17 protein-coding genes are annotated in these 19505 nt (G+C 70.0%); 15 read left to right on the forward strand and 2 right to left on the reverse strand.

Annotation, left to right across the window (positions count from 1 at the left end; translation table 11 throughout):
* Positions 1–19 precede the first annotated feature (19 nt).
* A complete protein-coding gene (locus tag AB0O82_RS04200; protein WP_363580088.1) occupies positions 20–1651 on the reverse strand; it encodes a transporter in 1632 nt (543 codons plus the stop codon).
* Positions 1648–2505, reverse strand: coding sequence for an ABC transporter ATP-binding protein (locus AB0O82_RS04205; protein ID WP_363580090.1), 858 nt, complete (start codon positions 2503–2505; stop codon positions 1648–1650). The genes AB0O82_RS04200 and AB0O82_RS04205 overlap by 4 nt, the downstream gene beginning before the upstream one ends.
* A 253-nt stretch (positions 2506–2758) precedes the next feature.
* On the opposite strand from AB0O82_RS04205, the gene AB0O82_RS04210 reads away from it, so the two are divergent.
* From AB0O82_RS04210 to rplC, 15 genes are all read left to right on the forward strand, one after another.
* Positions 2759–3322, forward strand: a complete 564-nt coding sequence (locus AB0O82_RS04210; protein ID WP_363580092.1) for a DUF1707 and DUF4190 domain-containing protein — start codon at positions 2759–2761, stop codon at positions 3320–3322.
* 421 nt (positions 3323–3743) lie between these two features.
* Entirely contained in the window at positions 3744–4115 is a 372-nt protein-coding gene (gene rpsL, locus AB0O82_RS04215) for a 30S ribosomal protein S12 (RefSeq protein WP_014144289.1), read from the forward strand.
* A 2-nt stretch (positions 4116–4117) separates the two neighbouring features.
* Positions 4118–4588, forward strand: a complete 471-nt coding sequence (rpsG, locus tag AB0O82_RS04220; protein ID WP_148644378.1) for a 30S ribosomal protein S7 — start codon at positions 4118–4120, stop codon at positions 4586–4588.
* Between the two features lie 39 nt (positions 4589–4627).
* Positions 4628–6733, forward strand: a complete 2106-nt coding sequence (fusA, locus tag AB0O82_RS04225; RefSeq protein WP_063348955.1) for an elongation factor G — start codon at positions 4628–4630, stop codon at positions 6731–6733.
* A 234-nt stretch (positions 6734–6967) separates the two neighbouring features.
* Positions 6968–8161: an elongation factor Tu gene (gene tuf, locus AB0O82_RS04230; protein WP_031063092.1), complete on the forward strand. Its 1194-nt coding sequence runs from the start codon at positions 6968–6970 to the stop codon at positions 8159–8161.
* Positions 8162–8336: 175 nt separating this feature from the next.
* Positions 8337–9326: a glycosyltransferase family 2 protein gene (locus AB0O82_RS04235; RefSeq protein WP_363580094.1), complete on the forward strand. Its 990-nt coding sequence runs from the start codon at positions 8337–8339 to the stop codon at positions 9324–9326.
* Positions 9323–9754, forward strand: a complete 432-nt coding sequence (locus AB0O82_RS04240) for a GtrA family protein (RefSeq protein ID WP_363580096.1) — start codon at positions 9323–9325, stop codon at positions 9752–9754. The genes AB0O82_RS04235 and AB0O82_RS04240 overlap by 4 nt, the downstream gene beginning before the upstream one ends.
* A gap of 182 nt (positions 9755–9936) precedes the next feature.
* Positions 9937–12003: a hypothetical protein gene (locus tag AB0O82_RS04245; protein ID WP_363580098.1), complete on the forward strand. Its 2067-nt coding sequence runs from the start codon at positions 9937–9939 to the stop codon at positions 12001–12003.
* Positions 12004–12127: 124 nt separating this feature from the next.
* The gene (locus AB0O82_RS04250; RefSeq protein ID WP_363580100.1) at positions 12128–13462 is read left to right on the forward strand and encodes a hypothetical protein; all 1335 of its coding nucleotides are present in this window, start codon (positions 12128–12130) and stop codon (positions 13460–13462) included.
* 103 nt (positions 13463–13565) lie between these two features.
* Positions 13566–14255: a glycosyltransferase family 2 protein gene (locus tag AB0O82_RS04255; RefSeq protein WP_363580102.1), complete on the forward strand. Its 690-nt coding sequence runs from the start codon at positions 13566–13568 to the stop codon at positions 14253–14255.
* Positions 14252–14629, forward strand: a complete 378-nt coding sequence (locus AB0O82_RS04260; RefSeq protein WP_363580104.1) for a DUF2304 domain-containing protein — start codon at positions 14252–14254, stop codon at positions 14627–14629. The genes AB0O82_RS04255 and AB0O82_RS04260 overlap by 4 nt, the downstream gene beginning before the upstream one ends.
* A 438-nt stretch (positions 14630–15067) precedes the next feature.
* Complete coding sequence (locus tag AB0O82_RS04265; RefSeq protein WP_363580106.1) at positions 15068–15961, forward strand: glycosyltransferase; 894 nt, start codon at positions 15068–15070, stop codon at positions 15959–15961.
* A 332-nt stretch (positions 15962–16293) separates the two neighbouring features.
* Positions 16294–18114: a hypothetical protein gene (locus tag AB0O82_RS04270; RefSeq protein WP_363580108.1), complete on the forward strand. Its 1821-nt coding sequence runs from the start codon at positions 16294–16296 to the stop codon at positions 18112–18114.
* A gap of 419 nt (positions 18115–18533) precedes the next feature.
* Positions 18534–18842, forward strand: a complete 309-nt coding sequence (rpsJ, locus tag AB0O82_RS04275) for a 30S ribosomal protein S10 (RefSeq protein WP_012785157.1) — start codon at positions 18534–18536, stop codon at positions 18840–18842.
* Between the two features lie 14 nt (positions 18843–18856).
* Positions 18857–19504, forward strand: coding sequence for a 50S ribosomal protein L3 (rplC, locus tag AB0O82_RS04280; RefSeq protein ID WP_327677876.1), 648 nt, complete (start codon positions 18857–18859; stop codon positions 19502–19504).
* Position 19505 lies beyond the last annotated feature (1 nt).

Consider the following 19505-nt stretch of genomic DNA (forward strand, 5'->3'; position numbering starts at 1 on the left):
TCCGGGTGACGCAGGCGACTCAGCGCTCGACGGCCTTGGCCAGGATCTCCGGGGCGCGCTCCAGCAGCCGCCCGGCCGCGAAGCGGATGCCGAGGGCGGCGATCAGGGCGCCGTAGAGCGGGCCGACCAGCAGGACCGGCCAGGTCGGGCCGGCGGAGAGCAGCGCCCAGCCGAGGTAGCCGCTCACCGGCAGGGAGAGCAACGCCACACCGAACAGCGAGCCGAACTGGTTGACCAGCACCAGGCCGCCCTGCCCGGGGGCGGCGTTGCGCATCGGGTTGCTGTCGGCCGGCATGGTGTACGGCGCGAGCACGCTGAGCGTCGCGCCGAGCGCGACGCCGCAGCCGAGCAGGGCGAGCGCGAGGCCGAGTGCGGACGGCAGGCCGGCCCAGTCGCCGGTGGCGGCGGCCAGCACGGGCCCGAGCACCAGCGTCACCGGAACGGCGTACGACAGCACTGCGTAGGCCCGGCCGCGCAGCTCGTCCCGGGCGTCGGCCGGGGTGAGCAGGGTGGCGGCGACCATCCAGAACGCCGAGCCGTCCATGCCGAACAGGTTGAGCATCTGCAGCCCGAGGAACATCCCGGTCATCGCCAGCAGGTAGACGCTCGACCAGCCCTGGACCATCGACAGCACGCAGATCACCAGCGTCATGCCGATGCTGGTGAACACCGCGGCCTTGGCCCGCGGCTCCCGCCAGGCGTACCGGAGGTGGCGCTGCATCACCGCGCCGACCCGGCCCTCGGGCAGGAAGCTCCAGCCGCGCGAGCTCTGCACGCCGCGGGCCACCTCCAGGGTGGAGGAGTCGGCGGTGACCATCAGCTCCTGGAGGCTGCCGCGCCACCAGCGCAGCAGCAGGGCGAGCAGCGCCGCGGCCGCGGCGAGCTGGAACAGCGCCAGCCCGTACCGCCCCTCGCCGGCGGTGCGGGCCGCGTCCGCCGCGCCGACCGGCGGCAGCCAGCGCAGCACGGAGGCGATCGGCGCCAGCGGGCTGAGGTCGAGGTGGTCCCCGGGCCGGCCGAAGACGCTCTGCGAGCCGACGTTGGCGGCCTGCACGAGCAGGGCGAACAGCAGTCCGCCGAAGATCGCGAAGTCCTTGCCGCGCCGGCTGGAGAGCATCCGGGCGTTGCCGGCGGCGACCGCCCGGGAGAGCGTGACCAGGCAGAGCACGGCCAGCGGGACGCCGACCAGCGCGGCCGCGGCCGAGGCACCGCCGTTGGCGCCGGACAGCGCCGCGCCGGTCACCAGCACCAGGCTGACCAGCGGGCCGGGCCCGATCAGCGCGGCCAGCAGTGAGCCGCGCAGCAGCGGGCCGGGCCGCAGCGGGAGCATGGTGAGCCGGGTCGGGTCGGCGCTCTCGTCGCTGGAGAAGAGGAACAGCGGCAGCGCCGCCCAGCCGAGGGTGAGCACGCCGAGCAGCATCACCCCGGCGTCCCCGGAGCCGTCGAAGCGCCCGTTCATCATGGCGAGGGCGAAGGCGATGCCGGCCGCGAAGGCCAGACCGAGGACGCCGCCGATGACGTACACGGCGGTCCGGCCGGGGCTGCGCCGCAGGCCGTTGCGCAGCAGCCGCAGCTTGAGCGCCACCAGGGCGCGGACCACCGTCCGCCCGTCGGGCACCGGGGTACGGGCGGCTGCGGGGGCGGTGCTCACTGCCCACCCCCGAGCTGCCCGCCCCCGAGCTGCGCGCCGGCCTGCCCACCGGCCTGTCCGCCGAGCCAGCCGAGCGCCTGGCCGTCGTCCTCGCGGACGCCGATCAGGCCGAGGAAGGCCTCGTGGAGGCTGCGCCCGCCGCGCACGGTGTCCAGCGGGCCGTGGGCGATCACCCGGCCGGCGTTGACCACGGCGACCCAGTCGCAGAGCTGTTCGACCAGTTCCATCACGTGGCTGGAGAAGACCACCGTGGATCCGGCCGCCGCGTACCGCTTGAGCACGCCGCGGATGGTCTGCGCGGAGACCGGGTCGACGCCCTCGAAGGGCTCGTCGAGGAACAGCACGTCGGGGTTGTGCAGCAGCGCGGCGGCCAGACCGATCTTCTTGCGCATGCCGGTGGAGTAGTCGGCGACCAGCTTGTCGGCGTCGCGGGCGAGGTCCAGGACGGCCAGCAGTTCCTCCGCGCGGCGGTCCACCTCGGCGCCGGGCAGGCCGCGCAGCCGCCCGTTGTACTGCAGCAGTTCGCGGCCGCTGAGCCGCTCGAACATCCGCAGCCCCTCGGGCAGGATGCCGATCCGGGCCTTGACCGCGACCGGGTCGGCCCAGACGTCGCCGCCGTGGATGAGGACGGTGCCCTGGTCGGGCCGGAGCAGGCCGGTGGCCATGGACAGCGTGGTGGTCTTGCCGGCGCCGTTCGGGCCGACCAGGCCGATGAAGGAGCCGGCCGGCAGCTCCAGGCTGAGTCCGGCGACGGCGGCCTGGCCGCCGAAGTGCTTCCACAGTCCCTGGATGCTGACGGCGGAGGGGGGAACGGGTGCGGGGTGGTCGGACGGCGGCGGCGCTGACGCCTGCATGGCGGCCTTCTCTGTTCGCTGGCGGATGGGTGTCTCGGACTCAGCCTGTCACTGCGGAAACGGACTGTCTCCCGAGTTGAGGATCCCCTGAGAGAGTGGGCCGAACGGGTGAGGCGCGCCGCCCGGACGGCGCGTTACGGCGGGTGCCGGGCTGGAATTGGCAACTACTCAGCTGCGCCGTTCGTCCTGCACTATGAGGGGCAGTGAGGGACAGCGAGGGGCGCGGGGCCGCGCCGGGTGCCGGGAGGTGCGGATGGCCGTTCAACCGTGGGGAGCCTCGGGCCCCGGCGAGCCGGATCGCCGCGGGGACCGGCAGCCCCAGCCCGTCCCGCAGTCCGTCCCGCAGCCCGGGTTCCACACGGGGATGCGCGCCGGGCACGCGGACCGGGACCGGACGATCGACGTGCTGAAGGCCGCGTTCGCCGAGGGCCGGCTCTCCGCCGAGGAGTACGAGCAGCGCCACGAGCAGGCCTCCGTCGCGCAGACCTACGGCCAGCTGGCCGGGCTGGTGTCCGACCTGCCCTCCGGCCCGATGCCGGCGCCGATGGCCTTCGCCGCCCCGCCCGTCCCGGCGACCTTCCTCCCGCCGCCTCCGCCGCCGGTTCGCTCCACCAACGGGCTGGCGGTCACCTCACTGGTCTTCGGCCTGACCGGCCTCTCGCTGCCCGCAGTGGTCGTCGGGCACATCGCGAAGGCCCAGCAGAGCAGCCACGACCGGGCCGGCGACTGGGTTTCCACCCTCGGCCTGCTCTTCGGCTACGCGGGCTGCGCGCTCTGGACGCTGCTGCTCCTGGTGATGCTGCAGGTGCCGGTCTGAGCGGGCCGCCCCGGGCGCGTCCCGCCCCGGTGGCGGCGGTCGGCGGGCTGTGGTAGAGCGGGTGGAGGGCGGCCCGACACCGGGTGGTCGCGTCCGGGACACTCCCGGGACATCCGGCCGAAGGTCGCGACCTGCGGCGTTGCATTTGTTTTGACCGCGCCCGATGCGCTAGGTACGCTCTGACCTTGTGCCTGGGGTGTCCCCGGGTCCTTGTGCGTGCATGCACACCGGTCGCCGCGCCGAGCCGGAGCGCCTTCCAGCGCCCCGCGCGTTGAGCGCCGTCGCTGTACATCAGCTCATGGGATTCCGTGTCGGAATAAGCCCAACACACCCGACCGCGTGGGTCGACCACGGGGCCGTGTGCGGGGGATCACCGCAGGTTAGTTTTACCAAGCCTTGGCACACAGAAAACGGAGAAACGGTGCCTACGATCCAGCAGCTGGTCCGAAAGGGCCGGCAGGACAAGGTCGAGAAGAACAAGACTCCCGCGCTGAAGGGTTCCCCGCAGCGTCGTGGGGTCTGCACGCGTGTGTACACGACCACCCCGAAGAAGCCGAACTCGGCTCTCCGCAAGGTCGCCCGTGTGCGCCTCACCAGCGGGATCGAGGTCACCGCTTACATCCCGGGCGAGGGCCACAATCTGCAGGAGCACTCCATCGTGCTGGTGCGCGGTGGTCGTGTGAAGGACCTTCCTGGTGTCCGCTACAAGATCATCCGCGGTTCGCTTGACACCCAGGGTGTCAAGAACCGCAAGCAGGCTCGCAGCCGCTACGGCGCCAAGAAGGAGAAGTAAGAATGCCTCGTAAGGGCCCCGCCCCGAAGCGCCCGGTCATCATCGACCCGGTTTACGGCTCCCCGGTCGTCACCCAGCTGGTCAACAAGATCCTGCTGCACGGCAAGCGCTCCACCGCCGAGCGGATCGTCTACGGCGCCCTCGAGGGCGTCCGTGAGAAGACCGGCTCGGACCCGGTCGTGGCGCTGAAGCGTGCGCTGGAGAACGTCAAGCCGGCCCTCGAGGTCAAGTCCCGCCGTGTCGGTGGCGCGACCTACCAGGTTCCGGTCGAGGTCCGTCCGGGCCGCGCCAGCACCCTGGCGCTGCGCTGGATGGTCGGTTACTCCCGCGCCCGTCGCGAGAAGACCATGACCGAGCGCCTGATGAACGAGATCCTCGACGCCAGCAACGGTCTGGGCGCTTCCGTGAAGCGTCGCGAGGACACCCACAAGATGGCCGAGTCCAACAAGGCCTTCGCGCACTACCGCTGGTAGTCCCTACCCCGTCACTAGACAGAGAGAGAACGAGCCACCATGGCTGCAACCTCCCTTGACCTCGCCAGGGTCCGCAACATCGGGATCATGGCGCACATCGACGCGGGCAAGACCACCACCACCGAGCGGATCCTGTTCTACACCGGCGTCTCGTACAAGATCGGTGAGGTCCACGATGGCGCTGCCACCATGGACTGGATGGAGCAGGAGCAGGAGCGCGGCATCACGATCACGTCGGCCGCGACGACCTGTCACTGGACGGTCGACGACGTCGACAACACCATCAACATCATCGACACCCCGGGTCACGTCGACTTCACCGTCGAGGTGGAGCGCTCGCTGCGCGTCCTCGACGGTGCCGTGACGGTGTTCGACGGTGTTGCCGGTGTCGAGCCCCAGTCCGAGACCGTGTGGCGGCAGGCTGACCGCTACGGCGTCCCGCGCATCTGCTTCATCAACAAGCTGGACCGCACGGGCGCGAACTTCTTCTTCTGCGTCAAGACCATCGTGGACCGCCTCGGCGCGACCCCGCTGGTCATGCAGCTCCCGATCGGTGCCGAGGCGGACTTCAAGGGCGTTGTCGACCTTGTCCGTATGAAGGCGCTGGTCTGGTCCGCCGAGGCCGCCAAGGGCGAGATGTACGACATCGTCGACATCCCGGCCGAGCTGCAGGAGCAGGCGAACGAGTACCGCGAGATGCTCCTGGACGAGGTGTCGAACGTCAGCGATGACGTGATGATGCTCGCCATGGAGGGCGAGGACGTCCCCGAGGAGCTGCTGTACGAGGCGATCCGCAAGGGCACCCTGGAGTCGGCCTTCACGCCGATCTTCTGCGGTACCGCGTTCAAGAACAAGGGCGTTCAGCCCCTGCTCGACGCGGTCGTCAAGTACCTCCCGTCGCCGCTGGACATCGAGTCGGTTGAGGGCACCAAGCCCAACGACCCGGAGACCAAGATCACCCGCAAGGCCTCGGACGACGAGCCCCTGGCCGCGCTGGCGTTCAAGATCATGTCCGACCCGCACCTGGGCAAGCTCACCTTCGTCCGGATCTACTCCGGCCGCCTGGAGTCCGGCACCTCGGTGCTGAACGCCGTGAAGGGCAAGAAGGAGCGCATCGGCAAGATCTACCGCATGCACGCGAACAAGCGTGAGGAGATCGAGTCGGTGGGCGCCGGCGACATCGTCGCCGTCATGGGCCTGAAGCAGACCACCACCGGTGAGACGCTGTCCGACGAGAAGGCCCCGGTCATCCTGGAGTCCATGGACTTCCCGGCCCCGGTCATCCGCGTCGCGATCGAGCCCAAGTCCAAGGGTGACCAGGAGAAGCTGGGTGTTGCCATCCAGCGTCTCGCCGAGGAGGACCCGTCCTTCCAGGTCAACACGGACGAGGAGACCGGCCAGACCATCATCGCGGGTATGGGCGAGCTGCACCTCGAGGTGCTGGTCGACCGTATGAAGCGTGAGTTCAAGGTCGAGGCCAACGTCGGCAAGCCGCAGGTCGCGTACCGCGAGACGATCCGTCAGGCCGTCGAGCGCATCGACTACACCCACAAGAAGCAGACCGGTGGTTCCGGTCAGTTCGCCAAGGTGCAGATCGCGATCGAGCCGCTCGAGCAGGCCGAGGGCTACGAGTTCGTCAACCAGGTCACCGGTGGCCGCGTGCCGCGGGAGTACATCCCGTCGGTCGACGCCGGTTGCCAGGAGGCCATGGAGTTCGGCATCCTCGCCGGCTACCCGCTGCAGGGTGTCCGCGTGAAGCTGCTCGACGGCCAGGCGCACGACGTCGACTCGTCCGAGCTCGCGTTCAAGATCGCCGGTTCGATGGCGTTCAAGGAAGGCGCGCGGAAGGCCAAGCCGGTCCTCCTCGAGCCGATGATGGCCGTCGAGGTCACCACGCCCGAGGACTACATGGGCGACGTGATCGGCGACATCAACTCTCGCCGTGGCCAGATCCGGTCCATGGACGAGCGTCACGGTGCCCGCGTCGTCACGGCGCTGGTGCCGCTCTCCGAGATGTTCGGCTACGTCGGTGATCTGCGCAGCAAGACCTCTGGTCGCGCGAGCTACTCGATGCAGTTCGACTCGTACGCCGAGGTTCCGAAGGCCGTGGCGGAGGAGATCATCGCCAAGGCCAAGGGCGAGTAAGGACCGGCGCCAGCCGGCTCCCTACGAGGCCGCGGCTGTCCCGATATTCGGGACGATTGCGAACCCTTAGGCTATTAGGGGGCGTCCCGGGAGGATCCGGTCGGATCCTCCCGGGGGGCCTCCGGCCCCCACCCCGCGGGACGGTGCGAGGTGCTTCCGGCACCTCGGGCCAAACCCGATCAAAGACCAACTGACGTCAGCACGGCGTACAGAACTGTCCTCAGGAGGACTGCAGTGGCGAAGGCGAAGTTCGAGCGGACGAAGCCCCACGTCAACATCGGCACCATTGGTCACATTGACCACGGTAAGACGACCCTTACCGCGGCCATCACCAAGGTGCTGCACGACGCGTACCCGGAGATCAACCCCTTCACGCCGTTCGACCAGATCGACAAGGCGCCGGAGGAGCGGCAGCGCGGTATCACCATCTCGATCGCGCACGTCGAGTACCAGACCGAGGCGCGTCACTACGCCCACGTCGACTGCCCGGGTCACGCGGACTACATCAAGAACATGATCACCGGTGCGGCCCAGATGGACGGTGCGATCCTCGTCGTCGCCGCCACCGACGGCCCGATGCCGCAGACCAAGGAGCACGTCCTCCTGGCCCGCCAGGTCGGCGTCCCCTACATCGTCGTCGCCCTGAACAAGGCCGACATGGTGGACGACGAGGAGATCCTGGAGCTCGTCGAGCTCGAGGTCCGCGAGCTCCTCTCGGAGTACGAGTTCCCGGGCGACGACCTGCCGGTCGTCCGCGTCTCCGCGCTGAAGGCGCTGGAGGGCGACAAGGAGTGGGGCGAGAAGCTCCTCGGCCTGATGCACGCCGTCGACGAGAGCATCCCGACCCCGGCCCGCGCCGTGGACCAGCCGTTCCTGATGCCGATCGAGGACGTCTTCACGATCACCGGTCGTGGCACCGTCGTCACCGGTCGTATCGAGCGTGGCATCCTCAAGGTCAACGAGACTGTCGACATCATCGGCATCAAGGAGACCAAGACCACCACCACGGTCACCGGCATCGAGATGTTCCGCAAGCTGCTCGACGAGGGCCAGGCCGGTGAGAACGTCGGTCTGCTGCTCCGTGGCATCAAGCGCGAGGACGTCGAGCGCGGCCAGGTCATCATCAAGCCGGGTTCGGTCACGCCGCACACCGACTTCGAGGCCCAGTCCTACATCCTGTCGAAGGACGAGGGTGGCCGCCACACCCCGTTCTTCAACAACTACCGCCCGCAGTTCTACTTCCGTACCACGGACGTGACCGGCGTCGTGACCCTCCCCGAGGGCACCGAGATGGTCATGCCGGGCGACAACACCGCCATGACGGTCGCGCTGATCCAGCCGATCGCCATGGAGGAGGGCCTGAAGTTCGCCATCCGTGAGGGTGGCCGCACCGTGGGCGCCGGCCAGGTCACCAAGATCATCAAGTAATTGATGTTCTGACCTGTCTGTCCCGTACAGGCGAACCGAAGGGCTCCGCACACCCAGGTGTGCGGAGCCCTTCGGCCTTCATCAGGCCTTCACCGGCTCTCACGGGCTGCTCATGGCCGGCTGTTATTGTCGGGCGACCGTCCAGCCCGCCGTCGCGGAAAGTGGGATCCAACGCATGCCAACGGCACCACTGTTGTCGGTCGTGATGCCGATCTACAACGAGCAGGAGGCGCTCCCGCTGACCGTCGAGCGGCTGCGGCCGATCCTGGACGGGCTCGGGGTCGACTACGAGGTCGTGGGCGTCGACGACGGCAGCACGGACGCCACCCCCGTCGTCCTGCAGAAGGTCCGGCAGGACTGGCCGGAGTTCCGCATCGTCCGCTTCGCCCGCAACTCGGGGCACCAGGCCGCGCTCACCGCCGGCATCCACCGGGCGCGCGGCGACTACGTGGTGAGCATCGACGCGGACCTCCAGGACCCGCCGGAGAAGATCCCGGAGATGCTCGACCTGGCCCGCGAGCAGGGCTTCGACGTCGTCTACGGCGTGCGCGGGGACCGCGCCACCGACACCGCCTTCAAGCGCCGGACGGCCGGCGCCTACTACTGGCTGATGCGCAAGCTGGTCGGCAAGCGGATGCCCAACCAGGCCGGCGACTTCCGCCTGCTCAGCCGCGCGGCCGTGGAGGCCCTCAAGCAGCTGCCCGAGCACCAGCCCGTCTACCGGCTGCTGGTGCCGTGGCTCGGCTTCCCCAGCGGCGAGGTGGTGTACGTCCGGGAGGAGCGGGTGGCCGGCGGCACCCACTACCCGCTGTCCAAGATGGTCCGGCTCGCGCTGGACAGCGTGACCAACTTCTCCGCCGCCCCGCTGCGGCTGGCCACCTGGCTGGGCCTGGTGAGCTTCGTGGTCTGCCTGGCCCTCGCGGTCTACACCACCCTCTCGTACGCGCTCGGTGCGACCGTGCCCGGCTGGTCCTCGCTGTTCATCGGCATGCTCTTCATCGGCGCCGTACAGCTGATCTGCGTCGGACTGCTGGGGGAGTACGTCGGCCGGATCTACTCGGCGGTGCAGGCCCGCCCGACCTACTTCGTCGGCTACGACTCGGCGGACGACGAACTGGCGCAGGACGCCGCGGCGCAGGACGACGCGCGGGGCCCGGGCCGGTGACCGTCACCGAGGGACCGGCGGAGCCCGTCGAGCCGGCCCCGTCGACCCGCCGCCAGCTGCCGTCCTTCCTGGTCATCGGCGTGCTCAGCACCGTCTTCTACCTGGCGCTGTTCGTCGCCGCGCGGTGGTTCACCGACCCGCAGGCGGCGAACCTGATCGCGCTGGCCGTCAGCGCGGTGGCCAACACCGCGGCCAACCGCCGTTTCACCTTCGGGGTCACCGGCTCGCAGGGCATGGTCCGGCACCAGCTCCAGGGCGCGGTGGCCTTCCTGATCGGGCTCGGCCTGAGCGCGGGCGTGCTCGCCCTGCTGGACCAGGTGGCGCCGAACGCCTCCCGGCCGGTGGAGGTCGCCGGACTGGTCGCCGCCAACGGCCTGGCCACGGTGGCCCGGTTCGTGCTGCTGAAGATCTGGGTCTTCCGGGGCTGAACCGGGGCTGAACGGCGGCCGTTCCCACTGGTTCGCGGACCGCCCACCCGGGCCCCTCAGCCCGTCGTGCCGACGGGCCCCTCGGTATGCTGTGGCTCGTAGCCTGCCCGCTGACGGTAGTGGAAGTCCGCACCCGGCCGGGGAGACGGGCGGCAGGGACTTGACCGAAGGGGCACGGCACCGTGTCGACCGTACATTCCTCGCCTGAGCGCGAGCTTCAACGTCCGACCGCACCGCCGGGGCCGCCGCCCGAGTCGACCACCGGTGGACGGTCCAGGCGCAACCCGCTCGTCCTGGCCGGGGGACTGGCCCTGTCCTGGCTGGTGCCGACCGGGCTGGTCGCGCTGGACCTGGGCGTCCTGCTGCTGCCGCTGCTGCTGTTCTCCATAGCCGCCGTGCTCCGGGTCGGCGGCGTGCTGCTCGACCGGCTGTTCGTCGCCGGGCTGGTGCTCGCCGGTTCGGTGCTGACGTTCGGCCTGCTCTTCTCGCTCTGGCCGTGGGGCCTCTCGCCGGTCGCCACCAGCGGCCTGATGTTCAGCGTGGTGACGGTCGCCGCCTGGGCCGCCCGCCGCGGCCCGCGCCTGCCGTTGCGCTTCCGCTGGTCCGACCTGCTGGTCCTGGGCACCGGTTACGGCGTCTGGCACTACCTGTTCCACCCGATCGCGGGAACGTCGGCGGCCGAGCGGGTCGCGTACTTCGCCACGTCGGAGGACCGGCTCGCGCACTTCTCCTTCTTCTCCGGCATCCAGAACGTCGGCGGCTTCAACTTCCTCCACCAGGACGCGGCCCGGTCCTTCCTGATACCGCCGTCCGAGGTGACGTACCCGCAGGGCTCCCACTTCCTGCTGGCCTGGACGGACACCCTCGTCCACTCCGCCGCCGACTCCGGCGACATGCTCTACACCATGAACCGGTACTTCCTGTACCTGCTGGTGGGCTACGCGCTGTTCTGCGCCGCGCTGGTCTGGGCGGCCCGGTGGATCGGCGGGCCGCGGCTGCGCGGCTGGCGCTGCGCGGCGGTGTGCGCGACCGTCGGCGCGATCATGTTCGCGAGCAACTACATGGACCTGATGGTCCACGGCTTCGACTCGACCTTCATCGGGCTGCTGCTGATAGCACTCGCGCTGGCCGTGCTGATCCGGCCGGCGATGGGCACCACCGAGTTCGTGCTGGCCGCGTCGGCCGGTCTGATCACCGTCACCTACGCGTACAACATCTACGGCGCCTTCGTCGGCGTGGCACTGCTGGGCGCACTGGCGGCGCACCGGCGCAAGTTCGCCGGGCGCTGGTGGTGGACCGCCGGCGCGCTGGCGTGCGCGCTGGGCGTGGCCGCGCTGCCGAGCGTCCTGTCCGTGCTGGGCAACCTCGACGTGGCCAGTGCCTCGAACATGAACGGCCCGAGCGTCGGGGCCGACCGCTCCATACTCATCGGCGGCGGGCTGCTCGGCCTGCTGGCCGCGGTCATGCCGCGCAACCGCCGGACCGCCGTCGGCCAGGCGCACCTCGCGGTCCTGCTCGGCACCGGCGGGCTGCTCAGCGCCTTCGCCGCCTACCAGCTGCACACCATCGGCAAGTACTCGTACTACTTCCACAAGATGACGGCCGTGGGCGTCGTGGTCAGCCTGATATCCCTCGGCGCCGTCGGGGTCATGCTGCAGAGCCCGTACCGGGGGACGGGCCGCACGCTGCCGAGCCGCCTCGGCGAGCTGGCGATGTCCGGCCTCGCCGTCGCCGCCGCGCTCAGCCTCTTCGCCAACGTGCAGTGGGGCTTCCTGACCACCAAGGACAACCCGTCCGCCTGGTCCGCCAACCCGCTGGTGGCCTGGGGACGCGGCGAGTTCAAGGGGGACATGGGCCCCAAGGGCGCGCAGGCGCTCGACATCTCGAGCAAGGGCCCGGTGATCGCGCTCTTCGCCAACGACGACTACAAGAACCTCAAGGCCACGTGGCTCGCCTCGCTGCTGAACCGGCGCGGGGGCGACATGACGGCGCTGTACGACATCCACTGGGTGTCCATCGGCGGTCCCCAGGTGAAGGAGGAGGACTACCAGAAGTCTCTGGGCCGCCTCAAGGGAGCCATCGACAAGCTCCCGGCCGCGCCCGTCCCGCCGACCGTCCTGACCGCCGACCCCTCCGTGGGCGACCGGATCAAGCGGGACCTGGCGGCGCAGGGTGTCACGGTGACGGTGCTGAGCGATCCTCAGAACCTTTGGACGGAGCCGTGGTCCCGTACCTTCCCGGGGGTCTGAGGGTGGGGGCCACCGTCATCGGACGTTCACGGCTACCCGCTACTATTCACAGCAATCGCACGGCCGGGCCGGCCTCGTGCGGAGACGTGTGGCAAGGTCGGCCGGTTAATTCGGTGATCATGTGATGAAGAACCCGATCGCCAAGCTGCTCGGGGTGCTACCCCCGGGGGCCCGGCTCGTGGTCGGTGGGACGGTCGTGCTCGGCGCCTCGGCGTACGTCTACATGGCGCTCGTGGGCTACAGCCTGGGCACGGCCGGTGCAGCCAGGGTGACGATGCTCTGGACGATCGTGATGTCCGTCGGGTGGGGTCTGTTCCAGCCCGTCGAACTGGAGCTGACGCGGCTGGTCGCCGCCCGCAAGGTGTCCGGGGCGGGGGCACTGCCCGCGGTACGGCGGATGCTGCTGCTCGCCCTGGCGATCCTGGCCGTGGCCTGCGCGGTGCTGGCCGCCGCCGCCGGCCCGATCGCCGACCAGCTGTTCGGCGGTGACCGGACCCTCGTGGTGGCCCTCGCCGGCGGCATGGCGGGCCTCGCGGTGAGCTCGGTCTCCCGCGGTGCGCTGGCCGGCCTCGGGCTGTTCGGCCCCTACGGCACCCAGCTGGCCGTCGACGGTGCCCTGCGCATCGGGCTGGCCGCGCTGACCGCCGTCCTCGGGCTGCACTCGGCGCTGGCCTTCGGCCTGATCCTGGTGGTCGCCCCGGTCGCCGCCTCGCTGATCGGCCTGCGCGGCATCCTCGCCGACCGCGCCCCCGGGCCGGAGGTGTCCTGGCGCCAGCTCACCAGCGGGCTCGGCCTGCTGATCGGCTCCGTGATGCTCAGCCAGCTGGTGGTGAACGCGACCGTCGTCTGCGTGCGCCTGCTCGCTCCGAAGCACTCCGAGGCGTCCGACGCCCTGGTCTTCGCCCTCGGCCAGGCCGTGGTGATGGCCCGCGTGCCGCTCTTCGCCTACAGCGCCCTCCAGGCCTCCATGGTCTCCGCGCTCTCGGGTGCCACCGCGGCCGGCGACCACGCCGAGTTCCGCAAGGTGCTGACCCGCACCACGGCGATCGTCGCCGCCATGTGCATCGGCGGCGGGCTGCCGGTCATCGCGCTCGGCGCCTGGCTCAACCCGCTGCTCTTCAACGCCAAGGACCTGCTCAACCCGCTGGACTTCACCTGGCTCGTCCTCGGCACCCTCTGCTACGTCCTCGCGACGGTCTTCGGCCAGGCGCTGATGTCGAGCGCCCAGCACCGCCGACAGCTGGTGGGCTGGACGGCCGGTTCCGTAGCATTGGTTGCGGTCGCCCTCTCCCCGGGTGACGTCGGTCTCCGTGCCGAGCTCGCGTACCTGGCCGGCGCGCTGGTCAGCGCCGTCCTGATGCTGTGGGCGCTGTACCGCGCGTTCCCCTCCCGCCCCGCCGCCTCCGGGCACTCCGGGCTGGACAGCAGGAGCGCGGCCGAGCCGCTGCGGACCTCGTGACGGCGGGGGACCGGACTGTGATTGGCCGACGACGCCCGTGATCACCACCGACAGACAGACCGAGGCACGCGACGCCGTGCCGTTCGCCAAGCATGGAGCCCCTGTGTCCGACTATGACAACGTCTGGCTGGTGATCCCGGCCTACAACGAAGGCCAGGTGATCGCCGAGGTCGTGGAGGGGGCACGCAAGACCTTCCCCAACATCGTGGTGATCGACGACGGCTGCACCGACGACACGGCGAAGCACGTCATGACGACCGGCGCCCACCTGGTGCGGCACCCGGTCAACCTGGGCCAGGGCGCAGCGCTGCAGACCGGCCTGAAGTACGCGCTGGGGCAGGAGGGCGCCGAGTACTTCGCCACCTTCGACGCGGACGGCCAGCACCAGACCGCCGACGTGGAGAAGATGGTGGCGCTGCTGCGCCAGGACGAGGCCGACATCGTGCTCGGCTCCCGCTTCATCGAGCAGACCGGCCAGGTGCCGTGGATCAAGCGGGTCGTGCTCCGCACCGCCGCCGCGGTCAGCCCGACCGCCCGCAAGCTCAAGCTCACCGACGCGCACAACGGTCTGCGCGTGATGAACCGGGAGGCGGCCAGCCGCATCCGGATCACCATGAACGGCATGGCCCACGCTTCGGAGATCGTCTCCTTCCTCGCCGGCTCGGACCTCCGGGTTGCAGAGGTGCCGGTGGACATCCTCTACACCGACTACTCGCGCGCCAAGGGCCAGTCCCTGATCAACGGCGTGAACATCCTCTTCGACATCTCGCTGCGGGAGCGTAACCGCCGATGAATCACCTCTGGATCCAGCTGATCCTCGTCCTGGCCGCCGTGGGCATGGCCCTCCTGTTCGTCCGGCGCTGGGACGCCGCGAACACCCGGGCGTGGAAGCGCATCGCCTTCTCGCTCTTCGTCATCGCCAACGTCATCGCGATCCTGTGGCCGGCCGGCGTGACCAAGCTGGCCACCGCACTGGGCGTCGGCCGTGGCACGGACCTGGTGCTCTACCTGATGGTCATCGCCATGGGCTTCCTGACGCTCAACACCTACCTGCGCTTCCGGTCGCTGGAGAAGAAGCTCACCGACCTGGCCCGTACGGTCGCCATCACCGAGGGCGTCCGTCACAACAACGACCGCCTCGACGCTCCGGTCGGCTCCGACCACTGATCGCGTTCCACGCGACAGGGCACAGGGTTTGAGGGCCGGTACCCCCGACGGGGTGCCGGCCCTCAGCCGTGCGTGCGGGTGAGCGCGCCGCCGGAGAGGCCGGCGAACGGTCCCTTCGACCGTCGGCCACCGGGTCGAACGGTGACGCCCGTTCGTCCGTTGTCAAAGAGGGGGCGCCGATGTGTGCCGTCTTCTTGGGCTCCGGAAAATCCGGACATTACCGAGTTCATTCATCCCCCGGCCGCCCGGTGGACGTATTTCTGTGTGCCAGAATTTCCGATCGGCGGCCTCTGCGCACCCGCTTTCCGCCCCCCGGCGCCGGTGTGGGCCGACCGGCTGACGCACGGGCCCGGCAAAGCTGGTTGACTTGGGGCGCCCCGCTGGCCGCGGCCGGGCGGCACCGAAGCGTGATCCAGGACCAGGAGGTGCGGCGCCGTCATGAGCGTCGATTTCGTCATCCCGTACTACGGCGATCCGGAGTACCTGTTCGCCACCATCGACAGCATCCGGGCCCAGCACCAGCAGGACTGGCGGCTGACCGTCGTGGACGACCAGTACCCGGGCTTCCGGGCGCCCCAGTACATCGAGAGCCTGAACGACGAGCGGATCCGGTACATCCGCAACGCGGAGCGGCTGGGCCCCAACGGCAACACCTACAAGGCCTCCACCCTGGCCGAGCGCGAGTTCGTCTCGATGATGGGCGCCGACGACCTGCTGGAGCCCGACTACCTGGACGTCGTCCTGGAGCGCCTGCGGGCCGACCCGAACGCGATCGCGGTCCAGCCGGGCGTGCGGGTGATGGACAGCGACGGGACCCTGGTGCCCTCGCTCGGCATCGGCGACAAGGTCAAGCGCCGGATCAGCGCGCCGGCCCGCAAGGCCGGGGTGATCAGCGGCGAGGCCGCGGTGAAGAGCCTGCTGTCCGGCAACTGGCTGTACACGCCGTCGCTCACCTACCGCCAGTCCGCGCTGTCGAAGATCCCGTACCGCCCGGACATCGACGCCATCCACGACCTGGCGTTCATGGTCGACATGCTGATGGAGGGCGGCAACCTGCTGGTCGACGAGCGCGAGGTGTTCCGCTACCGGCGCCACCAGGCCAGCGACTCCTCGAACCGGGTCAAGGACGGCAAGCGCTTCGACGAGGAGCTGCGGTACTACTCGCTGATCTCCAAGGAGCTGCGCGCCAAGGGCTGGACCAACGCCGCGCGCTCGGCCGACCTGCACCTCTCGTCCCGCCTGCACGCCCTGATGGTCGCCGCCGGCCGGCTCGGCGCGGGTGACTTCTCCCACGCCGGCGCCATGGTCGGCCGCGCGGTCCGCAGCAGCTGACCGGAGCGTGTCCGAGGGCGGTGCCGGCAGCCGGCCGGAGGCCCCCGGGTCACGGCGCCCCGAGGCGCCCGGCCGAATTCGACGGGGCGGGAGTAAGCGCTTCGGCCGGCCGCTGGGCTCTAGGTGGGTGAGGGGGTGCTCATGGGGAGCACCGACGACCGACCGGGCGGATCCTGCTGAACCACCACGCCCAAGCCCCGATACGGCCGGCACGGGGTCCTTGCCCGAGGCTTCGGCTTCTGGTAAGCGCCCTATGATGGCCGCTGATCGCCGGTCCACTGAGCCATCCTTCGCCACTCATCGGACGTGGCCACTGCACGGAAGTGACTGACATGACTGATCTGGCCACCAGCCCGGTCGGCGGCTCCAGCAAGGAGTCGCTCGAACCGGAGGGCGCGATCGCGCCCCGCCCCGGACGGCTCGACGGCCTGCTGGAGCGCCCCTGGGCGGTCCGCTCGGCCGAGGCCCTGGTCTCGATCGTGGCGGCGTTCGGCTTCGCGCTGCTCTGCACCCGCATCGACGTCAACCCGCTGAACCGGGTGGGCCAGGTCAGCGGTCTGGCCATGCTCCAGAAGTACGCCGCCATCGTGGGCCTGCCCATCCTGGCGGTGCTGCTGTACGCCGCCTACCGGGGCAGCCTGGCCCGGTACCAGCTGGCCCAGCGACTGGTCTGCGCGGCCGTCGCCGGACTGGCCACCGGTGCGGTCGCGGGCGGGATCGCAGTGGCGCTGAACGGTACCCAGTGGGGCCTCGGCGGTCAGGAGGGCGACCCGGGCAACCTCATGGGCATGGCCAACGACATGCTGCGGGGCAAGGGCCTGCCCGGCGTCTACCCGCCCGGCTTCCCGGCGCTGCTGGCGGTCTGGTCGAAGCTGTTCTACGGCGGCGTCGGCGGCGTCGGCTACGCCATGAAGGACGTCCAGCTGATCTGCAGCGCACTGGTCGGCCCGATGGCGTACCTCTCCTGGCGGCTGATGCTGCGGCCGGTCTGGGCGCTGCTGATCGCCGTCCCGTCGGCGATCCTCTTCCTCGACCCGATCCGGCCGTACAGCCACGTCACGATGCTGGTCATGGTGCCGATGCTGGCCGCCGCCCTGCGGGAGCTCCGCCGGTCGCACGAGCTGTCCACCCGGTCCACGGTGCTGCGCGGCCTCGGCTTCGGCGTCTCGTTCGGCCTGATGTTCCTCTGGTACTCGGGCTGGTTCATCTGGGCCGCGCCCGGCGTCCTCGTCCTGACGCTGTTCGTCGTCCCGTGGCGCCAGGGCGCCGCCCGGATCAAGCGGGCGCTGCTGTTCCTCGGCGTGACGCTGGTGAGCGCCGGCGTGGTCGGCTCGCCGCTGCTGTACGAGCTGGTGCGGCTGGGCGCCCAGGCCAAGGACCGGTACGCGTACCTCTCGGTGTACATCGACCCGGCGTACATCATGAGCTGGGCCTCGGACCGCAACGGCGACCTGAACTACCACGACTTCCCGTGGCGCGGTGAGCTCGCCGGGCAGAGCGCCTACACCCTGCTGCTGCTCGCCGGGGTCGCGCTGGCGCTGGGCCTCGGGCTGCGCAGCATCGCCGTCCGGACCGTGACGGCCACCCTGATCAGCGCCTGGCTGCTGCGCTTCTGGTTCGCCTCCCAGATGGCCCAGACGAAGTCCATCCAGCTGTACCCGCGGACGACCTGGATCATCCTCTACGCGTTGATGATCCTCGCGGTGCTCGGCCTGATGTTCCTCGTCCAGCGGGGCACCGGTTGGCTGCGCACGGTGCAGCGGGTCGGCACCGACGGGCGGCCGGCGCCGCTGACCCTGCGGCCCGCGGTCACCGGCCGGCTGGTCGCCGGCGCGGTCTGCGCGGTGGCGCTGTTCGCCACCATGGCGGCCTCCTGGTCGGCGGACCGCTACATGCCGACCACCAGGCCCGAGTTCGTGCCGGTCGCCGGGGCCAAGGGCATCGACATGGGCGCGGACGCCTGGCGCGCGCACATCCTGGTGAACCGCGACGGCAAGTGCCCGAAGTACGACCCGGCCGGGCCGACCGACTGCGCGCCGGTGAACAAGGAGCTCAAGGAGTACAACAACGAGCCCGACAAGGGTCAGCTGTGGTGCGCCAACGTGACCGGTGACGAGTGGGCGCTGACCTGCGGGAGCAAGCGACCCTGGTGACGCGGGTCCGCGGCGGTGAGCGCCGCGGTTGGGGACGGTCACCCGATCGGGGCCGGTGAGGGCGACCTCACCGGCCCCGATTGGCATCCGGGCTGCTCCATGTGGCAGTATGTCCAAGTTGCTCGGTTGAGTTGCCGATGCTGCGCGCCTCCCGCCGGGAGGACTGGAAGCGAGTCCCAGGTATTCGTCGTTCCCGTGATGGCCGTTAAGCGTGAAGTCGACGCCACGGCAGCTGCGGGGCGAAAGTACGGGAATCTTCCGGGAAGCGTATGCGGGGCCTCGACCCGGCCCCCCACCCCGAAATCTTGAAACCGACGAGTTGTTCGCCGGTTTTTTGCAAGCGCGAGTGCGACACGCCCGAGCGCGGGGGTCGGAGGGTGGTCGTGCAGTGACTAAGGACAAAGGACTACTGAGTAGCCATGGCGGGACAGAAGATCCGCATCCGGCTCAAGGCCTACGACCACGAGGTCATCGATTCCTCGGCGAAGAAGATCGTCGAGACGGTGATCCGTACTGGTGCGCAGGTCGCAGGCCCGGTGCCGCTGCCCACTGAGAAGAACGTGTACTGCGTCATCCGCTCGCCGCACAAGTACAAGGACTCGCGCGAGCACTTCGAGATGCGTACTCACAAGCGTCTGATCGACATCCTCGACCCCACGCCGAAGACGGTTGACTCGCTCATGCGTCTCGACCTGCCGGCTGGCGTCGACATCGAGATCAAGCTCTGAGAGGCGCACCGAAGATGGCTAAGCAGATTAAGGGCATCCTGGGCGAGAAGCTCGGCATGACCCAGGTCTGGGACGAGAACAACCGGATCGTTCCGGTGACCGTCGTCAAGGCTGGGCCCAATGTCGTGACCCAGGTCCACACCGCTGACAGTCCGGCCGGCTACGACGCCGTCCAGATCGGCTTCGGCGAGATCGACCCCCGCAAGGTGAACAAGCCCCTCGCGGGCCACTTCGCCAAGGCCGGTGTCACCCCGCGCCGCCACCTGGTCGAGCTCCGTACCACGGACGCGTCCGAGTACACCCTCGGCCAGGAGATCACCGCGGAGCTGTTCGAGGCGGGTGTCAAGGTCGACGTGACCGGCACCTCCAAGGGCAAGGGCTTCGCCGGTGTCATGAAGCGCCACAACTTCCGGGGCCTCGGCGCCGGTCACGGTGTGCAGCGCAAGCACCGCTCGCCCGGCTCGATCGGTGGCTGCGCCACCCCGGGTCGCGTGTTCAAGGGCGTGAGGATGGCCGGCCGGATGGGCCACGAGCGTGTGACCACCCAGAACCTGACCATCCATGCCGTTGACGCGGAGAAGGGGCTGCTCCTGATCAAGGGCGCAATCCCGGGCCCGAACGGCGGCCTCGTCCTCGTCCGCACTGCGGCGAAGGGGCTGTGAG

It is taken from the genome of Kitasatospora sp. NPDC088264 (assembly GCF_040685715.1).
Classification (GTDB): Bacteria; Actinomycetota; Actinomycetes; order Streptomycetales; family Streptomycetaceae; genus Kitasatospora.